The sequence below is a fragment of the Photobacterium sp. GB-1 genome, from assembly GCF_003026165.1.
In the GTDB taxonomy this organism is placed as follows: Bacteria; Pseudomonadota; Gammaproteobacteria; order Enterobacterales; family Vibrionaceae; genus Photobacterium.
Genome location: NZ_PYOB01000009.1, coordinates 121,457 through 139,245, shown reverse-complemented (window position 1 = coordinate 139,245; position 17,789 = coordinate 121,457). Strand labels below are relative to the sequence as shown.

Genomic DNA, 17,789 nt, shown 5'->3' with positions numbered 1-17,789 from the left:
ACGGCCAAGTTTCGTTACATTGTCCGAGCCGCTGCTTTATTCAGGCTCGTAGGTTCATCTGGTGATACAGACGGTTCACTCATAAAGCGGTGAACAACGCTTCATACGACTTCAGGTCGCACGGACAGAAACGAGTTAGTCAATTTGCCCTCTTTAAGCTGGTAGGTACTAGAAAAAGTATTGATAATTTTTTAATGAAGTAACTTTAGGGTATAAAAAGACCGCCACTATGGGCGGTCATTTAACAGTAATTCTATTAAAGAGATCTAATTCGTGGTGGCGAAAAGAATACTGTATTTATTCTTACAGTACTCATTGGTTATTTTAGTTCTTTGTATAGGTCTTATATACGCCCATATTAGTGTACTTCGTTTTGACTGAGTACCCTTCAGACAAAAGTCGATCATTGATAATAAAATAGGTGAGGGCTGTAACAATAAAACTGACGATAAAGAAAAATAACATTATTCGGTTTTGTACTTTTATTTTTCTTTTTGACCATGAGTATTTTGTTGCCTTTCCTGTTTTTATTATAGTAAAAAACATAGACCACGCATGTATCACTAAACCAATAATCATGATGCCACCAAGTGCATCTCCAATTGATAACTTAATGATAGGAGATAGGTTATAAGCAGAACTTAATGTATCTATCCATGAAGATAACAACCAACAAGACCCAGCAGTAAAAAAAACACAGATAAAGAAAAATTTTATCTTGGTTATTATCGATACCACTTCATCATTATGATTGCATTTTTCTAAGCGCATTAGTCAATTCTCCTGATACGTTTTTAACTTCAAAGAATCTATCAAGAATAAGACTTAGACCGATAGAAATTGCTGCAATTGCTACAATTGCAATTGCTCCACTGCCAACAGCAACAAACATTCCAACAATAAATTCCGCTCCATAAAGTGCGATAGCAGTTTTAATGAAGTCAGTCCCTACATTTCCGAACCAATCATAAAAATCATAATCATCATTAAAAATTAGATCATTAGTATTTATAGCGGCTGAAATAATCATGGTCATAGTACCAGCTTTTAAACCCGCACTAATACGCTGCGTTGGCGCTATCCCTAATTGAACAACTTTCGGATTATCTATCGCATAGGTCTTTTTTCCATTAACCTTGAAACGCATTCCTTTAATAAGAACATGCCGTAACATCTGCTGTCCATTATTTCGAGTGGCAATTGATACACGTGTTTTCCCTTTAATCACTGAATATCGCGCTGTCACACCAAAATCGCCAAAGGCTTGGGCTAACTTAACAGCCCCAAAACCAGTTGCTAAGTATTCGGCCCATGTTTTCGTTTTATCAATATCTTTCAGAATCAATGTTGATGGTATTTGACCTTTTTGATGATATCGATCATCAATCAAGTTTTTAATGGTATGGAATGAATCTTCTTCAGTGAGAAGCAACACAGCTTGATGATTCTTTTCTAATTCTTCTTGAAGTGTACATTGCCCAGTAAACACTTCATTCCCAGAGATATCATTCATTAGTTGTTCATGCTTGAGTGAACTTTTAGCATTGATTCGCTCAATTTCTTCAAGTGTTTTTTTCGCCCTAGCTTCTTTGGCTAGTTCAGATTGCTTAGCGCGTTCAGCCTGTTTTACTAAGCTGTCATGACGATTAAATTTTGTTGGCGGAGATAGCCATGTGAGAGAGTTAGCCATGTAAATTGAGAAGTTTGTTGAATTTGAATCATTATAAAGAATAAAGTGGCTAGGCAATAATTTGCCCAAAATTTTAATGTTAGAAAGATTTGAGCTAATTAATGCATGGTATAGCCATGATAACTTGCTCATTTTTGGACAGAAACTACTTAGGTGATTTGCTCTATTTAGGCTTACATTTCACTTCGAATATGTGCCGCTGAGCGACACATATCCTTCTCTTTTTCTTTACAGCTCAAAGCCTAAAGAAACTTTTCAATAAGGATTTCATCTACATACTCCCCACGAACTTTTGCATGTTTTTTTGCAGTACCAACAACTTCAAACCCTTGTTTAAGGTAAGCAGTTAAAGCTCGCTCATTATCGCTACGAACGTACGCGAATAGCTTTTCATAACCCTTTTGTTTTGCAACTTCGAAAGTCGAGTTAAAAAGCTGTTTAGAGATACCTTTACCACGAGCACTTTCACAAACAAAAGTACCAATAATGCCTACGTGATCAAAAGATTTTGTATATTGTGCGAACGGCTCGATATTTTGAAATCCAATAACCTTTGAGTCACTCTCGGAAAAAGCAACTGTAAACACTCCATTCTCTGGGAAGTGAGTAATAAAATCTTTCTCTTCTTCAGGTGTAAAGGTCGTATCCAATACAGTGTATAAACCTTCAACAATGATTGGGTTGAGAACATTTGTGATCCCTTCAGCATCATCCAAAGTCACCTGACGTACAACTAATCCCATATAACTCAACTCCATATTATAATTTGAGTTATTTTTTACATGAGCTCATAACTATCAGCAACAATTAATTCCTTTTAAATATAAGCTCGATGTTATTTTCGGCTCATAACGCTTTTTGAAATTAAGAAATGCCTTTATTCAGTCTTATTAAAAACGAAATTCAATAGATAAAATCAGCATAATTCGTTATATGAGATAAAAAATAAACAATAGAAACTAATCAAAAATCACGTTAATACAATATGAATGAGTAATAGTTCTAACAAGAAATGGGGCACTTCTGATTTATGAAGTGCCAACGGTGCATTGTGATCACCAAGCGATTCTGCGCTTGCTTTATTACCGAGGGGAATTGACGGTCTCCACTTTACGTAATTCTTTGACTATCAATATGGGCTAGTCAGAGGTGTGTTGGATGCTAAGCTTCGCGCCTGCCGTCATGATCCCATTGCTGTCGTTATTGTTATATAGCGCACAACTTTCCATTGATAAACAGCCACACTGAATACAACTGCCTAACTGAGTTTGAAGTTGTTTTAACTCATGCATTTTATCTTCAAGCTTTTGATGCCAAAGGGTTGAAAGTTGTTCCCATTGTTCTTTTTTCACATTTTCGTTTAAGGGAATATGCGCCAAGGCTTGCTTGATTTCTTGTAATGTTAAGCCAACATTTTGCGCTGCTTTAATTACCGCTATACGGCGCAGAACAGAGCGCTTATAACGGCGCTGATTGCTCGCGGTTCTATAACTAAGAATGAGTTCTTTTTGTTCGTAAAAATGTAATGCCGAAACACTCACGCCTGCGCGTTTCGCAACTTGTCCTACACTCAATTCCATTTGATTCTCCACATTACATCGTTATTTGTTCTTGCAGCCAGCTTTTAAAGGCTCGATATTTAGGCCGTGTTTCCATTCCTTTCATGTAGGCAATATAGTAGCTTAAATCTGATGCTATCGCTGAAAAGGGGGTCACAAGTTGGCCTGTTGCTAATGGTTTTTTATTAACCGTTGGCGTCCGATAGTAATGCCTAATGAGTTTATTGCTGCTGTTATATACAAGTTACGGTGATTAAAGCGATAGGTTTTTCGGTAATAATCAATATCACTATTATTTACTGTTAGCTATGAGGGCCACGCTTTCGATTGTGTTCGATGTATAAATGTTGCAGCTTATAAGCCCGTTATATCTTTTTTAATTAATCCTAACTCTAAATATTTAATTCGATGGCTTACCGCACTTTGAGATACAGTTAAATATGATGCCGCTTTGGTAAAACAGAGCTCTCTGGCAGCAATATTAACCACATGAATATTTGCCATTTATTTATTGCTCAATCGTGATAGTCGATGCTGGGATTGCACAACAGCGAGTATTACCCCTTATTTTTTTTCTTGCTCTTTTCAGACAGTTCCGTTGTCTTGTCTTTTATCTGATTGACACAACAGTTGCCAATCACGCCGTCTTTTTTCGCTTTAATAGAAAGTTGAATATATAAAAATATGATGAAAAACAGGAATAACACCAAAGAAATAACAATATAGAGTGGAAGTAATTCATCGTTACTCATTGCTTTACCTCATTAAATTAAAGTGAATATCATTTAATATAATAGATAAATGTAATAATGTTAGTTTATATTTACTGTAAAAGTGCAAACATAAAAATTAATTTTTTTAAATAGCTTTAGCTTTCATTATTAATAGGCTTGATGCCTAAACCGTCAAAATATGAAAAATATAGATGAGCATTGTGCTATCGCAACTTATTTAAGAAATGAAGTTATAAACTCGTACTACGGAAATATTGACTTTATCTAAGTAAATATCAAATAAGAGTGAATGGCGTTAATCGAGGGTATTTCTTATGTTTTGATTGTTTCTCGTCAGAACCATGTTGACAAGAAAAGCCGATCTTACGATCGGCTTTTTAAATAAAGGGCGAATCAGTTAAAGCTTGCCTTTAGCCACACCATACGGTGGTCGGAAGAAATATCTTTGCCTTTTCCTTTACCAATGCGTTCATCGTTCATCAGTAAGTATCCAGCTTCATTCGGTGCTGGCCAGTAAACACCAGAATCAACAATGTTTAGATTACTTGATGGGATAGCGTGATCCACTTGTAAACCAAACGTACTGGTTATGCGCTCTGGGTGTGGGTTATCTTGGCGACATTCACCACTTGGGAAGCAGTATTCAGCACCAAAGCTTGTCGGAACGTAAGCGCCATTAGTGGCTTCTTGATTCACACGCTGGTGCTTTAATAGGGTATCAATGGTTTCGATAAAACCGTCACCCGCTTCAGGATCGGCATTAAGATCACCCACAATAACAAACTTGGCATTATCAGCTAAACCGCCTTTTGTGCCTTTGTCATCATAAATAAACTCTGCACCATCAATGTAATCTGTCCAGAACTGAATTTCATCGCGGTTTTTTTGTTTATTGTTTTCAGTCACTGTGTCAAATACCGGTGGCGTTGGGTGCGACATTAAAATATGTACCACTTGTTCGCCTGATGCTGTTGGGATTATGACGGGTGCATCAACATGGTTTTTCGATGATAAACGGACTTGATTCCATTCAGCATCGGTGTACCAACTATCACCACAACGCATACCTGCAGGAATTTTATTTTTGTCATCGTTGCAGTTAGTAATGGTTGGGTTCGTTGCTGTTGGTAAGTCTTTCCACTTAAAGGTTTGGAATGTACGGGTATTCGCATCATCAATTTTAAATTGAGACATTAGCGCAAATGCATACTGCCCGTGGTATTGACCAAAGCCCCACGCATCATTTGGACCGCTATTTACTTTACCGTCGTTATTAAGATCTAAGCCGCTCATTAAACCCGTGTTTGTGGCATAACTTTGGCTAAACGGGTAGTGAATGGGAGATAACGTATCACCACCATCAATGCTATTTAGGCTTTGTCCTACCGCTAAGTAGTTAGCTTGGAATCCATTTAAAGCGGTAAGATCATCGCCTGTACCGTCGTTATTGTATTCAGCCAGTAAAATAATATCAGGACGTTGGCTTTGAATAATGGCTGCAACGTTTCTGATTTGAATGATCTTTAGTGCTTTCGCTTTGTCGTCTTCACTTAGCGTATTTGCATTAAACCCATCGACTAATGTTTGTTGCTCCGAAGGCGTGGTTAGCATTTCATCGACCAGTTGTTCAAACGAAAAACGGTCGAATGATAAGTTGAATGTAGCAATAGAAACGTTGTTAACAGGGATAACATCATCATTGCTCTCAAATACACAGCCTGTAAGAAGAGCAGATGAAATAGCAACAGCAGCAAGAGTCTTAATTAGTTTCATTCAATAATCCATATTGTTGAAAGGAATTTAGGCGGTAAAGCGTCGAGCAGCATAGTACCTATTTAGTGATAAATAAGTGTGACAAGGGCACGATACTATGTAACTAATAGTGATGATTTGCTTTGTTTTTTCTTAAATTATGCTCGGTATCTCAAAAATGTTGTGAGGGGGGATAGTATGTGCGTCTTCGAATACTTAAAGAGATAAATATTTTGTGTCGTTTAAAACCGGAACAGTCTCTTTTTTTGTTCCGTTTTTAAATGGCGTAAAGCTCCTAAAATAAAATCATCAAATAACAGGAGCTAAATCATGAAATTTTATAACCAAATTAAAGAAATCATTAACTCATCAAAACGTCACGATAAAAAAACAGGATGGCTTGCTCGTTTGATATATATTAGTCCTGCACAGCGATTAGAAAGGCTGAACACTATTTTTGGCTCAGATCAGTTTTCTAAAGCCAGACCACTAACGCTTAGCCAGCAAAAGAAGTTTAATGATAATTATCTAAAGTAATGTAAGGATCTCTCTGTATGAGCCGACGAAAACTGGAACTATATGAAAATATATTTAATCGTGTCGGTCCTGGTAAAAGCAAGGTCACTATTGTAGAGATCGCCGCTTACCTTCATTGCAGTGAGCGTCATGCGAGAACCTTATTAAATCAAATGACAATATTAGGTTGGTTAACCTGGTCACCGACTGTGGGGCGAGGTAATAAAGGGATCCTCAATTGTTTACTGGAACCGATACAGGCGTGCCACAAAGAGATTGATAAAGCGAATGACAACAGCAATCTCGATTTGGTTTATAAGCTGGTAGGGTTTAATGGACGAGATACCGCCGCTGGCTTATGGCAATATTTATCACAAGCGGTGACAGAGAAACACAACACGATCTTGGCGCCTTTTCATCGTTGTATGAAAACGTTACATCCCCATTTTATTACCGAGCGTACTGAGCGCCACTTTATCTCTGAGGTTTACCAAACGTTAGTTGAAGATAAAGCGAATAAGCTGACAGGTAATCTTGCTCATTTTTGGGAAAGTAATAGCAATCATACCGTTTGGACTTTCTATCTTCGGCCTGAAACCCTGTTTCATGATTTATCTGTTCTGACGGCAGATGATGTTGTTGCAAGTTTTAAAGGGCTTATCCATTCAGCGCAATGGCAACGATTGTATGATCATATCGAAAAGGTCATTGCCGTTTCTTTTGATGTGGTTGAAATTCATTTATCTACTCCAGATCCTCTTTTTATTAAATTATTGTGTCGTGCTGAAACTGCGATCATGCCAAAACAGTTCGTATTTGCTAATGAATCACATTTTAGAGCCATTGGCTCAGGACCTTTCTTGTTAGCGGTAAATTCGAACAAACTAATACGCTTGCAACGCTTTTCACAATACAACCGTACGTCAGCATTAATTGAGAAAATTGAATTTTGGATCCACGAGAGTTGGGCAGAAAGAAAAAAGTGTTATCAGAACTTTTTCTTTTTAAATGACAGTTTAAACGTGTATGAGACGGCCTGTGATTATGTCGGCTCGTTCTATTGCTTGATTACAAATAAGCAATTACAAACGCAAGACGTTAAACAAAATCTAGCAGCGGCATTGTTAGGCGATCAGAATCAAGCTGGTGAGAATTATCCGGTTTATACGATAAGTCATGAGAATAATCGCGAATGTCGAGAGTATTCAAAACAGTTAATGTCTTATTTTGATAAGCCTGAAACATTGCAGACGAAAGAAGTAAAGTTTGGTCAGTTTCTTGATGCCGTTGATGTGTCGATTTTAGGAATACGAAAGGAAGATAATAAGTACACCAGTTGGTTTGCTTTTTTAACGTTATATCCGCACTGGCCATCGGTATTGACCTTTACCCAGCAAGATTATTTACACCAGCAGATCGCTGCGATCCGTATTGAAGAGGATGTGTTACGTCAACAAGCACTGATTAGTCACGTAATGACGTGGTTAGAGCAACAGCATATTTTATTTGAAATAAAGCGTGAAGGATTAACCCTCTCGGTACCAGAGCAAATACGAGGTGTGGAGATCAATGCCAATGGGTGGTGCGATTTCTCTAAGCTTTGGATCAAACCCATGAAAGTGAAATCGGATGTCACTGCGTCAATGGAAAGTCTGATCGCTAAATATTAATCAACGAGTTATTGAGTAATCAATACATCATTATTTCTTCTTGACCTCAAGTTTACTTGAGGAATTAGAGTGCTTACATATTTTCAAAAAAGAAGGAAAAAACAATGAAAGGATATGTAGAGCACATCAATATCAAAGTCTCTCAGCCCGAAAAAACGATTCATTTTTTATTAACAGCGTTACCTGAATGGACGATTCGCGGGGAAGGGAAAATTGATAACTGGTTTGGTCAACCAATGCATTGGTATCACATTGGCGATCAAGAGAGCTATGTGGCGATAGGATCTGGGGGGGAAGGTCAGGTGCCTGATTGGCAGGGAAATGCATCAGGCATTAAGCATGTTGGTATTGTGGTTGAACGTATTGATGATGCGGTTGCAAAGCTGAAAAGTGCCGGTTATGAAGTGGATCATTGGAGTGCAGAGCATCCCTATCGTCGCAGTGCTTATTTTATCGATGATAACAATTTAGAGATCGAGTTTATTGAATATTTGACCGATGATCGTGCACTTAGAAACGATTACAGCCAATAATGGCGAAATGAAATAAGACAAGAAAGGAGAGCGCCTGCTCTCCTTTATAGATTGAATACAAGCGCTATAAGTATACCTTTCCACGCAGATATAAAACCGCTGATCCGGCAATAATAATGCGATCATTATCGATCATTTTACACTGTAAAACCCCACCTCGTTGTGAGGCTTGGTAAGCGGTTAATTCTCGTTTACCAAGCTGTTTAGCCCAATATGGCGCTAAAGCTGTGTGGATTGAACCTGTCACTGGATCTTCATAACCGCCATTGGCTGGCCAGAAATAACGAGACACAAAATCGTATTGTGTCGATTGTGCAGTGACAACGATATCGTGAGGGGCGAGCTGTTTAAGCTGCTCTGCATCGCAAACCACATTTTGTACTGCTTGTTCATTGGGTAAAACAGCAATATAGGCCTGGCGATTTTTTAGCACCTTGGTGGGCGTAATAGATAATCCCTTGAGTAAGGCGGCTGGTGGTTCAACGTCTTCACCAGGTTGGCAAGGGAAGTTCATTTCAATATTGCCATTTGGGGCTTGTTTTACTGTCAGTGTGCCAACTTGCTCTGTGGTAAAAGTGATCTCGCCTTTAAGCTGGTAAAACTGATACAGAACAAAGGCAGAGGCAAGCGTTGCATGACCACAAAAGTCAATTTCAGTCAGAGGAGAAAACCAACGGATCGCATAAGTATTATCGCCCGTTGGTTTAATAAACGCCGTTTCAGACAGGTTATTTTCAGCAGCAATACGCTGCATTAATGAGACGTCTGGAAAAGTGGCAACGGGCATGATTGCCGCAGAATTGCCTTTGAAATGTTGGTCGGTAAAAGTATCGACAACGAAAATATCCATATCGTGTTTATCCTGCGTGTGCGTTAAGAATTGACCAGTATGTCTTGTCGGATCAATTTTTTGTTAATTTTAAATAAAAGTTCGCGTTCTTCATTTGTGAGTGGCGCAAAGAAGTCTTGATTGAGATTAGCAATACATACGGTGGCTTTTTGCTCGATATCTTTACCTTTATCAGTAATCACAAGATAGCGGGCTTTTTTGTTTTGCTCTGATTTATGCACGGTGATTAAGTCACGTTTAATACAGTTATCGATTAAACGTTTAGTCACTGAACGTTCACGGTGTAGTGCATCGGAGACAGCTTGCTGCGGCACTTCGCCCAAATAACTGAGCACGCGTAGTGCACCTAACATTTCTAACGTAATATCAAATTCCGTCGCCAAGGCTGAATTGGCAATACTACGAAATTGCTTGTAGGCTAATCCCATCGTAAAAGAGACACTCTCATTAAGAGAAGGGATATCAGTGTAGTTCTGTGACATGACGTTTCTTCGCCGTAGTAATGAAATAAAACAGAGCCAATATACCTAAAGTACAGCTAAGTTCCCATCCTCGAAGGAAAGTACTACTTAATCCTAACTCACTGTTGGTCATATAAAGTTGGATCGGTAGCATGGTTGCGAGCAAAATATCGGGATGTAACTCTTGGTGTGGCCCTTCATCGGTATAAATTTTGTGACTGATCATGTAAATCAGTACAAATAACCCCAAACCATAAACAATAATATTACTTTGATAACCAGCGATAAGTAACATAAATATCGCCGCAATAGCACACCCGCCGACTTGCGTAATAAAGCGTGATTTAACGATTTTTAAATAGGCTTCTCGACTGGTTTGAGTTGCTGCTGCAATGACTGGCACCATACAAAATGCGCCAGAAATGAGATTTACAATCATTAAAAAACCCAGTCCTAAACCAATCAAACTCACTGATATCAAGCGTTGTTGAGCGGTGACAGGGGTTGTTTTCGGTTTGAAAAAGCCCGATTTTGGTTTCGGTGGTAGTAGCCAAAAAAACAGCTTAGTTACACAGATACTAACCACAATCGCTAACCCCACTTCGTGTAAACGTTGCGGCATATCCATATTGGTGTGTAGCGCAAAAACAATATTTAAAATCCAGTTAATTGTCGGCATAAACAATGCGCCCACTTTAGCGGGAGAATCTGCCCTTTTTCTTAGTTGGTCGAACAGTACGATACTGATCGTCCAAATAATAAAAGGGTGATCACTAAAAACTTCAGACACGAAAACCGCACTGTAAGCAGAGAGCAATACCAAAGCGAACGTTTTGCTTAATCCTTTCCAACTGTAGTCTTTTACTTTCGTTGCGATGATGATCGGAAATAAAGCAAAGTAAACATGTGAATTTACATGGAAAAGCTTTCCGAACATCATACAAATACACACAATTAAGCTAGTGCGTAGTGCATCTGTACTGATTAACTGTTTCATACTTTACTCACCTGAGTTGCTTCTTAGTAGATGTAGCGGAATAGGGCGATGAGATGGATCCAAGCATTGCTAAGCACATCTAAAATAGGATTACCATTAAGCACAATGACACTTGCGCGAGAGCCTGAAATCACATCTTGCTGTGGTACGTTGACGGCAATGCGAGTACGGATTTTTTGTTGTTCGCGGATCCAACGTGTGTCATTAGTAACGGTTGATAGTTGTGTCAATGGATTGCTCGCATCAAAAATAGCACGATCTTGATTTTCTATTTCGCCTTTAAATACTCGGCCTGGTTGAGAATCAAAACTGATCAATACATGATTTTTAGGTTGTAAATGGGCAATGCCTTTTTCGTTAAAGTCCGCACTTAGCCAACTATTTTTTGCATTAACAAGAAAAAGGATCGGAGTGCCTTTATTAACATAAGTCCCTGCATCTAATTGTAAATTGCTCACAGTGCCAGCTGTCTGTGCAACAACTGTAGTATTGGATAAATCCCATTCAGCGCGTGCTAATTTTGCTTGTGCGAGTTCAACGGCTGCGGTGTTTTCCTTACCTGATAGTGTCGCTTTGATTTTTAGCACATCAGCTTGTGCGGCAGAAATAGCACTTTTAGCGACATCAGCAGTACTGATCGCATCATCAAGCTCTTGTTGGGTCGTTAACCCTTTACGGCTTAATGCTTGGTAGCGATCCAATTTAATTTGCGCATTTTTCCACAATGTTTTTTTCTGTAGTACCACTTGCTGTGCAGCGACGAGTTGCTGCCATGTTCCTATATTGGCTTCTTTTGCTTGTTGCAATTCGGCTTGTGCTTGATCGACTGCAATTTGATAAGGCTTTGGATCAATAGAAAATAAAGGTTGGTTAGCATTAACGTGTTGACCGTTACTGATATAAACATGGGTGATATTTCCTGATACTTCAGGAGCAATGTTCACCACTGATTTATAGAAAGTGGCTTGTGTGGTAAATGGCGACACATTATCAGCCATTAAAAGGAAAGCTGATAATGATAAAGCGAAGCCGATTACGGTATATAAGAGAATAGAGTAAATGTTCGTTTTCATCACTTTTGTTACCTATACAACAAAACTATGAGGCGATTGTATACTTAGTAATGTTGTATGTGCAACATTAATTAATGTTATTTATTTTAATGATGGTGTTGAAAGAGGAGTTTTTGAGTGTGGGGGCGTAATAAATAGGATTCTAGCTGCTATATTTAATTGGGTAATTTGTTTTATAAATAGGACGTTAATAGCGTTTGAGTTTATTTTTGCATTTTTTTCTATATGTGAATTTGCCTAATTGGCGTTTATCTACCATATTTAACTTAACCTGTATTGAGATAGTTACTCGAGCTTACGGAGGATTGGAGCTGTTTTTAAAGACTCACGGATACAGGTATCAGTGATTATTAATAGACCTCTTAGACCCGTTATTGGTAGTCACTCAGTTGCATCGCGCAACATGTGAAAAGTAGACAAAGTAATACATGTAAGAGCAACAAAGTAACACCGTAAAAATTACACACGTAAAAGCTACATACGTAAAAGCTACACATGTAAAAGCTTCTAAGTGACTACTTAGTTGTTAACAATTTGGTAAGTGACACCTTTTAAAAATTTGCTTCTTCGCCAATATATAGCGGTCCGCACAAATATTGTGGGACACGGCAAGCTCAACGTAATGAGTGGCGAAGCGTAACAATATTGGTGTGCCGAGTAAGTACACTAATAGCAACACCAAGCCGCACTGCAATAGTGCGGCTTTTTATGTTTAGCGACTTATTAATAATTCATAAAATTACAATAATTATTAACTCTTCCTATTGAAAATTATAAGATATTGAAAATAAACTTAAAATAAATGTTATCCACAAATTCAGTGGGTAACTCTGAACTGTGGTTGTTTAAGGTGGTTGTTTTTTTGCCATTTAACATGACAATTTTAGTATGTTAAATGGCGTAATAGTTAGGAGCGAAATCTCGATGCGTATGGCGAGTAAAGGTAAGTGTGAATTGTCATAAAGATAAGTTGTGATGACCGTATAAGGCTTTTGCTTGTAAGTATTCTTGATTACCTTCTTTGATGTGTACTTGAGTCTTAATCACTTCTACTATCTGAATATTATGTTGAGATAAGTCTTTAACTTTTTTAGGATTATTGGTAATTAAGCGGACTTTGTTGATACCCAGTGCGTGTAATGCGTCGGCGGCTTCCTTGAAATCACGAAGATCATCATCAAAACCTAAATGGTTATTTGCTTCATAGGTATTCATGCCTTGGCTTTGTAATTGATAAGCATCGAGTTTATTGTATAAACCAATCCCACGGCCTTCTTGACGTAGATACAAAAGAATCCCACCAGATTGGCGCATTTTTTCTATCGTTTCATTGAGCTGCTCACCACAATCACAGCGAGAAGAATGAAAAACATCACCGGTTAAGCATTCAGAGTGCAGACGAACTAAAGGAACGCTTGCCGCAGTATCTGCTTGTTTAAAAATAATTGCGACGTGTTCTTTACCTGAGTTAAAGCCATGAAATGACAATAATTCAGCAGGGATATCACTTCGTTGCCCTATTTTAAAAGGAACTCGGGCTCTTACTGTGACCATAATATCCTCGTACTTCTATTTGAGTTAATTATTTTGGAAGGAAAATGGCTATGATTCAGTAGGTATAATAGCCATCATAATGTGTGAAGATAAGGTATCTAAGGTTCTATCTCTGCTAACACGTTGATCATTTCGAGTGCACTGAGGGCGGCTTCTGCACCTTTATTTCCCATTTTTGTTCCAGCACGTTCAATGGCTTGTTCGATGGAATCTACCGTAAGGACACCAAACGCGACCGGAATTTGATGTTCTAATGCAACTTGCGCTAAACCTTTATTACATTCACCTGCAACATATTCAAAATGTGGAGTACCGCCACGAATCACAGAACCTAAAGCGATGATGGCATCATAACTACCTTGTTTCGCAAGTTGTTGAGCCAATAAAGGCAGCTCATAAGCCCCTGGACAATGTACAATGGTAATATTGGTTTCTTTAACAAGACCTTGGCGTTGTAGGGCATCTAATGCACCAGACAATAGGTTGTCATTGATAAAACTATTAAAACGAGAAACGATGATGACAACATTTGCGTGGGGTGCTGTGATCGCACCTTCAATAATATTCATGAAGCTTCCTAAGTGTATTTATAAAAACGAACGATGAATCAATAACATTTGAGTGTTTACTAGTTACAAATATATTCAACAACCTCAAGATCAAATCCTGATAAAGAACGATATTGTTGGTTTTGTGAAGACAGTAAACGAATTTTGCGTAGCCCTAGTTCAGATAAAATTTGCGATCCTAAACCAATTTGTCGGGACTGCGGTGTGGTAGGCAAGGGAGCAATCGCTTGGTGCTCTGAAGCTAACTGGTTTACTTGATTGATGATCATCGTAGAGGGTTCTATTTGGCTGATGATCACTAATACGCCACCGTCGGCTTGAATACGCTGCATGGCCGCTTGTAGGGACCATTGTGTGGCGCCAGTATGTAAAATATCTTTCAGTGTATCTTTGACATGCACACGGACTAAGGTTTCAGTATCAGGGTTAATATCACCTTTACATAAGGCGTAATGGAGTTGATTGTCAATGGTGTCACGGTAGGTGATCAAGTTGAACACACCATATTCAGTGCATAATTCACTCTCTGATAAACGTTCAATATGACTTTCTAGTTGGGTTCGATACTCGATTAAATCGGCAATTGTCCCCAGCTTTAAATTGTGCTTTTGCGCAAACACTTCAAGTTGAGGTCGGCGTGCCATTGTGCCGTCTTCATTAAGAATTTCCACAATAACACTAGAGGCTTCAAGCCCTGCTAAGCGTGCAACATCACAGCCTGCTTCAGTGTGACCGGCACGAATTAATACGCCACCATCTTGCGCCATTAATGGAAAAATATGCCCCGGCGAAACAATATTATCAGCACTGGCATTAGGAGCAACTGCTGCTTGTACTGTCTTCGCACGATCACTGGCAGAGATCCCTGTCGTAACATCGGTGGCGGCTTCTATTGAAACGGTAAATGCAGTTGAGAATTTATCGTGATTATTTTGTACCATTAGCGGTAAATTTAACGTTTTACAGCGATCTTTGGTTAACGTTAAGCAGATCAACCCACGCCCATGTGTTGCCATGAAATTAATCGCTTCGGGAGTAATCATTTCAGAGGCAATGATCAGATCGCCTTCATTTTCACGATTTTCATCATCCATCAAGATAACCATTTTCCCCTGACGGATATCATTAATGATTTCTTGGGCGCTACTTAAAGTCATAACTGGTCCTTTTTATCAACAGCGTAAATGAGTTATACGATAAAACCGTGCTTCTCTAATAAAGACATAGAGACGTTAGTGTTTTTTTTGGATTCTTGTTTATCAATACTGACTAATCGTTCGAGGTAACGTGCCACCATATCAGCTTCAATATTGACCTTTTGACCAATGGTTGCATTAGCAAGTGTTGTATTGGTTAACGTATGAGGAATAATGGTTAATTTAATGACATTCTGATAGACAGCATTGATGGTTAAGCTCGTTCCATCAATACAAATTGAACCTTTCTCTGCAACAAACTTCTTCAGGTGTATTGGTACAGTTATCCAAACCTCAATGGTGCGACCCTTTTGCTTTAATTCAATAATGTCGCCAATACCATCAACATGTCCGGAAACAATATGACCGCCTAAGCGTGTAGTGGGTAACATGGCTTTTTCTAGGTTGATATTTTGTCCGACGTGGTAGCTGTGAAATGCGGTACGCTTTAACGTCTCTTTTGAAAGATCGGCAACAAACCCAGTTGGAGTTAATTTAGATACGGTTAAACAAACGCCATTACTAGCAATGCTATCACCAAGTTTTACGTCCGAAATATCAAGCTTATTGGTATTGATAACCATTGAAATATCGTCATTATTACGAATAATGGCGCTGATATTTCCAATTGCTTCTATTATTCCTGTGAACATACTATACCTACAAAAAAACTCTATTTATCAGGTGCAAGCCAACTGTTACCCAATAAATAGAGTAAATATAATGAGTAATGACTGATTTAGATAAAAACCATCAGTAATGATATGAACGATTTTTAACTACATATAACTAAACGCATCAGAATACATTTTCCCGACATTGGCTTTTTTCTGAGTTGTAAAAATATCTTTTGCATTTCGGCTCATACCGAATGGCCCGCAAACATAAATATCAAATTCAGATAAGTCGGCAAAATCATCCATTACAGCATCAATAACATTGCCGATTTTACCGTCCCACTCTGTGTGTACATGCTCGACAACGGGCACATATTTCACATTGGGAAGCTGGGCTTCTAATGACTTAAGTTTTTGATCTGCATAAAGCAATTGGCGATTGTTCACACCCCAGTAAAGGTAGATAGGTTGTGATAGTTGCTTGTCAATACAATGATGAAGGATACTATTGATATATGATAAGCCTGTGCCGCCAGCGATAAGTAGCAGTGGCGATTCACTTTCATCACGTAACCAAGCATCACCATGTGGCGAATCTATCTTAAACTCGGTTTGATGAATAAACGCATCGTTAAAATACGAAATTGCTTCTATAGCAGTTTCTTTGACTGAGCCGCCAACATGCAATTCAATTAATTCATTACAGTTTGGGCTGTTAGCAATAGAAAAAGGCAGCTGTTTATTATTCAAATAGATAATAGCGTATTGCCCGGCTTTGAATTGAAAGCATTGGTCTGGTTTGATAAACACTTTAAAAACATGGCTATCAGATGCTTCAATTTTTGTAATTTTGCAATTAAAAATCATCATTCAGTCCTGCTACTTATTTCAAGCTGGTCGCCATCGATAATGAACAGCCTTTTTGTTCACGGGTATTTAAACGGCGAACAATTTCCACGGTTGTTCCTTGGTGTGGATCGGGCTCTTTGATGTTGTGCACAATGCCAATATCGTCTGTAACAATAAAGGTTGGGTAACTCGTCGATGATGCATCCATGTAGCTCATTAAGCCTTCCTGACCATCTTCAACAGGCGTCATAGTGACAGGATCAAGTGCACGAGCATATACCCATGGTGGAACATGTTTGCGTTGGCGGTTATCTTCAAAGAAGCAAGTATTTAGTTCTACTTGGTTAAAGGTGTCACGAATTTGGCTTTCGTGGAAAAGGTTGAAAGTTTCCATTAATAACTGATTAAAATCTTGACGATTAAGTGCTTCTTTTTGTTTTGTTTTCCAGCCGCCACCAGTGATGATGAACATGTGAGCGCCAGCATTAAATTCAATGTTGTGCTCTTTCATATAAAGCGCTAATAAATAAATAAAGTATGGAGGGCCAATTAAACAAATGCCTTTTCCTTTACGTTGAATAGCCTTTAACGACGTGATGGTTTGTTCAAAATCAATTTCATCTTCGTCTACTGTAAACGTCGTTGGGTATAACAATTCAACTAGGCTCATGACATATTTGAACCAAACATTTTTGGCGCTGAAGCGATCAGGTCCCATATTAACTAGCTCTAGTTGGTGTTCATGGAACTCACCTAGATACTTCATGCCGTAATTTACAGAGCCAAGCAGGCGTTCGATGCTTTGGCGATCACGGGCAATATGGCTTTTTATTCCACTTGTGCCGCTACTGGTGAACCAATTTTCAATATTAGCTTCATCGGCAGTATGTAGCTTAGCGTATTTGAACATCGAAGTAGGGAATACCGGAATATCATCGATTGATGTAATTTTTTCGTCTACACCTTGGGCATTACAATAATAACGGTAATCTTCATTATTTTTATAATGGTAGTGGAATGATTCCATTATAAATTTCTGCTTTAATTTTTCTTGTTCATCATAGGTTAAGTTAAGTGGTGATGATGAGAAAATAATATCATCAAGTTCTGAACTAACAATAATATCGTTAGTATCAACATTTAATAATGTAGTCATATTAAACCTTAAT

Annotated in this window: 20 protein-coding genes; 3 read left to right on the top strand and 17 right to left on the bottom strand. The window is 38.4% G+C overall.

What is annotated here, in order from left to right; translation table 11 throughout:
* Positions 1-324: 324 nt before the first annotated feature.
* The 7 genes from C9J45_RS11680 to C9J45_RS11650 form a co-directional block, all read right to left on the bottom strand.
* Positions 325-771, bottom strand: coding sequence for a hypothetical protein (locus C9J45_RS11680; protein ID WP_107207434.1), 447 nt, complete (start codon positions 769-771; stop codon positions 325-327).
* Entirely contained in the window at positions 746-1,822 is a 1,077-nt protein-coding gene (locus C9J45_RS11675; RefSeq protein WP_107292548.1) for a hypothetical protein, read from the bottom strand. Before C9J45_RS11675 ends, C9J45_RS11680 begins: the two co-directional genes overlap by 26 nt.
* 110 nt (positions 1,823-1,932) lie before the next feature.
* Positions 1,933-2,433, bottom strand: coding sequence for a GNAT family N-acetyltransferase (locus C9J45_RS11670; RefSeq protein WP_107207432.1), 501 nt, complete (start codon positions 2,431-2,433; stop codon positions 1,933-1,935).
* 396 nt (positions 2,434-2,829) lie between these two features.
* Positions 2,830-3,270, bottom strand: a complete 441-nt coding sequence (gene soxR, locus C9J45_RS11665) for a redox-sensitive transcriptional activator SoxR (RefSeq protein WP_107207431.1) — start codon at positions 3,268-3,270, stop codon at positions 2,830-2,832.
* A gap of 333 nt (positions 3,271-3,603) precedes the next feature.
* A complete protein-coding gene (locus tag C9J45_RS21745; protein WP_233217704.1) occupies positions 3,604-3,753 on the bottom strand; it encodes a LysR family transcriptional regulator in 150 nt (49 codons plus the stop codon).
* A 53-nt stretch (positions 3,754-3,806) separates the two neighbouring features.
* Complete coding sequence (locus C9J45_RS11655; protein ID WP_107207430.1) at positions 3,807-4,001, bottom strand: hypothetical protein; 195 nt, start codon at positions 3,999-4,001, stop codon at positions 3,807-3,809.
* A 375-nt stretch (positions 4,002-4,376) separates the two neighbouring features.
* Entirely contained in the window at positions 4,377-5,756 is a 1,380-nt protein-coding gene (locus tag C9J45_RS11650) for an endonuclease/exonuclease/phosphatase family protein (RefSeq protein WP_107292547.1), read from the bottom strand.
* A 309-nt stretch (positions 5,757-6,065) separates the two neighbouring features.
* Between C9J45_RS11650 and C9J45_RS11645 the strand changes: the two genes are divergently transcribed.
* The 3 genes from C9J45_RS11645 to C9J45_RS11635 all read left to right on the top strand — a co-directional run bounded on the left by C9J45_RS11645 (position 6,066) and on the right by C9J45_RS11635 (position 8,454).
* Positions 6,066-6,272: a hypothetical protein gene (locus C9J45_RS11645; protein WP_107246556.1), complete on the top strand. Its 207-nt coding sequence runs from the start codon at positions 6,066-6,068 to the stop codon at positions 6,270-6,272.
* Positions 6,273-6,289: 17 nt separating this feature from the next.
* Positions 6,290-7,921, top strand: a complete 1,632-nt coding sequence (locus C9J45_RS11640) for an SgrR family transcriptional regulator (protein ID WP_107292546.1) — start codon at positions 6,290-6,292, stop codon at positions 7,919-7,921.
* A 104-nt stretch (positions 7,922-8,025) separates the two neighbouring features.
* Entirely contained in the window at positions 8,026-8,454 is a 429-nt protein-coding gene (locus C9J45_RS11635; protein WP_107246553.1) for a VOC family protein, read from the top strand.
* A gap of 64 nt (positions 8,455-8,518) precedes the next feature.
* On the opposite strand, the gene C9J45_RS11630 is transcribed toward C9J45_RS11635, so the two are convergent.
* From C9J45_RS11630 to C9J45_RS11585, 10 genes are all read right to left on the bottom strand, one after another.
* Entirely contained in the window at positions 8,519-9,304 is a 786-nt protein-coding gene (locus C9J45_RS11630; RefSeq protein ID WP_107207425.1) for a PhzF family phenazine biosynthesis protein, read from the bottom strand.
* A 23-nt stretch (positions 9,305-9,327) separates the two neighbouring features.
* Positions 9,328-9,786 carry a MarR family winged helix-turn-helix transcriptional regulator gene (locus tag C9J45_RS11625; RefSeq protein ID WP_107207424.1) on the bottom strand — a complete coding sequence of 153 codons (459 nt, stop codon included), beginning with the start codon at positions 9,784-9,786 and terminating at the stop codon, positions 9,328-9,330.
* A complete protein-coding gene (locus C9J45_RS11620; RefSeq protein WP_107207423.1) occupies positions 9,767-10,762 on the bottom strand; it encodes a DUF2955 domain-containing protein in 996 nt (331 codons plus the stop codon). Before C9J45_RS11620 ends, C9J45_RS11625 begins: the two co-directional genes overlap by 20 nt.
* Positions 10,763-10,785: 23 nt before the next feature.
* Positions 10,786-11,835: an HlyD family secretion protein gene (locus C9J45_RS11615; protein ID WP_107246552.1), complete on the bottom strand. Its 1,050-nt coding sequence runs from the start codon at positions 11,833-11,835 to the stop codon at positions 10,786-10,788.
* A gap of 957 nt (positions 11,836-12,792) precedes the next feature.
* Positions 12,793-13,389: a GTP cyclohydrolase II gene (ribA, locus tag C9J45_RS11610; RefSeq protein ID WP_107207421.1), complete on the bottom strand. Its 597-nt coding sequence runs from the start codon at positions 13,387-13,389 to the stop codon at positions 12,793-12,795.
* Between the two features lie 98 nt (positions 13,390-13,487).
* Complete coding sequence (ribE, locus tag C9J45_RS11605; RefSeq protein ID WP_107207420.1) at positions 13,488-13,958, bottom strand: 6,7-dimethyl-8-ribityllumazine synthase; 471 nt, start codon at positions 13,956-13,958, stop codon at positions 13,488-13,490.
* Positions 13,959-14,017: 59 nt separating this feature from the next.
* Entirely contained in the window at positions 14,018-15,115 is a 1,098-nt protein-coding gene (ribBA, locus tag C9J45_RS11600; RefSeq protein ID WP_107207419.1) for a bifunctional 3,4-dihydroxy-2-butanone-4-phosphate synthase/GTP cyclohydrolase II, read from the bottom strand.
* Positions 15,116-15,147: 32 nt separating this feature from the next.
* Positions 15,148-15,807, bottom strand: a complete 660-nt coding sequence (locus C9J45_RS11595; RefSeq protein WP_107207418.1) for a riboflavin synthase — start codon at positions 15,805-15,807, stop codon at positions 15,148-15,150.
* Positions 15,808-15,933: 126 nt separating this feature from the next.
* On the bottom strand, positions 15,934-16,638 hold the full coding sequence (gene fre / locus C9J45_RS11590; protein WP_107207417.1) for an NAD(P)H-flavin reductase: 705 nt from the start codon (positions 16,636-16,638) through the stop codon (positions 15,934-15,936).
* Positions 16,639-16,654: 16 nt separating this feature from the next.
* Positions 16,655-17,776 (bottom strand): long-chain fatty acid--CoA ligase, encoded by a 1,122-nt coding sequence (locus C9J45_RS11585; protein WP_107207416.1) that lies wholly within the window; start codon positions 17,774-17,776, stop codon positions 16,655-16,657.
* Positions 17,777-17,789: the final 13 nt, after the last annotated feature.

What these genes read in the sequence shown, in the direction of transcription:
- C9J45_RS11680 (WP_107207434.1), bottom strand. Translation starts at nt 771, where the DNA reads ATGCGCTTAGAAAAATGCAATCATAATGATGAAGTGGTATCGATAATA.
- C9J45_RS11675 (WP_107292548.1), bottom strand. Translation starts at nt 1,822, where the DNA reads ATGAGCAAGTTATCATGGCTATACCATGCATTAATTAGCTCAAATCTT.
- C9J45_RS11670 (WP_107207432.1), bottom strand. Translation starts at nt 2,433, where the DNA reads ATGGGATTAGTTGTACGTCAGGTGACTTTGGATGATGCTGAAGGGATC.
- soxR (WP_107207431.1), bottom strand. Translation starts at nt 3,270, where the DNA reads ATGGAATTGAGTGTAGGACAAGTTGCGAAACGCGCAGGCGTGAGTGTT.
- C9J45_RS21745 (WP_233217704.1), bottom strand. Translation starts at nt 3,753, where the DNA reads ATGGCAAATATTCATGTGGTTAATATTGCTGCCAGAGAGCTCTGTTTT.
- C9J45_RS11655 (WP_107207430.1), bottom strand. Translation starts at nt 4,001, where the DNA reads ATGAGTAACGATGAATTACTTCCACTCTATATTGTTATTTCTTTGGTG.
- C9J45_RS11650 (WP_107292547.1), bottom strand. Translation starts at nt 5,756, where the DNA reads ATGAAACTAATTAAGACTCTTGCTGCTGTTGCTATTTCATCTGCTCTT.
- C9J45_RS11645 (WP_107246556.1), top strand. Translation starts at nt 6,066, where the DNA reads ATGAAATTTTATAACCAAATTAAAGAAATCATTAACTCATCAAAACGT.
- C9J45_RS11640 (WP_107292546.1), top strand. Translation starts at nt 6,290, where the DNA reads ATGAGCCGACGAAAACTGGAACTATATGAAAATATATTTAATCGTGTC.
- C9J45_RS11635 (WP_107246553.1), top strand. Translation starts at nt 8,026, where the DNA reads ATGAAAGGATATGTAGAGCACATCAATATCAAAGTCTCTCAGCCCGAA.
- C9J45_RS11630 (WP_107207425.1), bottom strand. Translation starts at nt 9,304, where the DNA reads ATGGATATTTTCGTTGTCGATACTTTTACCGACCAACATTTCAAAGGC.
- C9J45_RS11625 (WP_107207424.1), bottom strand. Translation starts at nt 9,786, where the DNA reads ATGTCACAGAACTACACTGATATCCCTTCTCTTAATGAGAGTGTCTCT.
- C9J45_RS11620 (WP_107207423.1), bottom strand. Translation starts at nt 10,762, where the DNA reads ATGAAACAGTTAATCAGTACAGATGCACTACGCACTAGCTTAATTGTG.
- C9J45_RS11615 (WP_107246552.1), bottom strand. Translation starts at nt 11,835, where the DNA reads ATGAAAACGAACATTTACTCTATTCTCTTATATACCGTAATCGGCTTC.
- ribA (WP_107207421.1), bottom strand. Translation starts at nt 13,389, where the DNA reads ATGGTCACAGTAAGAGCCCGAGTTCCTTTTAAAATAGGGCAACGAAGT.
- ribE (WP_107207420.1), bottom strand. Translation starts at nt 13,958, where the DNA reads ATGAATATTATTGAAGGTGCGATCACAGCACCCCACGCAAATGTTGTC.
- ribBA (WP_107207419.1), bottom strand. Translation starts at nt 15,115, where the DNA reads ATGACTTTAAGTAGCGCCCAAGAAATCATTAATGATATCCGTCAGGGG.
- C9J45_RS11595 (WP_107207418.1), bottom strand. Translation starts at nt 15,807, where the DNA reads ATGTTCACAGGAATAATAGAAGCAATTGGAAATATCAGCGCCATTATT.
- fre (WP_107207417.1), bottom strand. Translation starts at nt 16,638, where the DNA reads ATGATTTTTAATTGCAAAATTACAAAAATTGAAGCATCTGATAGCCAT.
- C9J45_RS11585 (WP_107207416.1), bottom strand. Translation starts at nt 17,776, where the DNA reads ATGACTACATTATTAAATGTTGATACTAACGATATTATTGTTAGTTCA.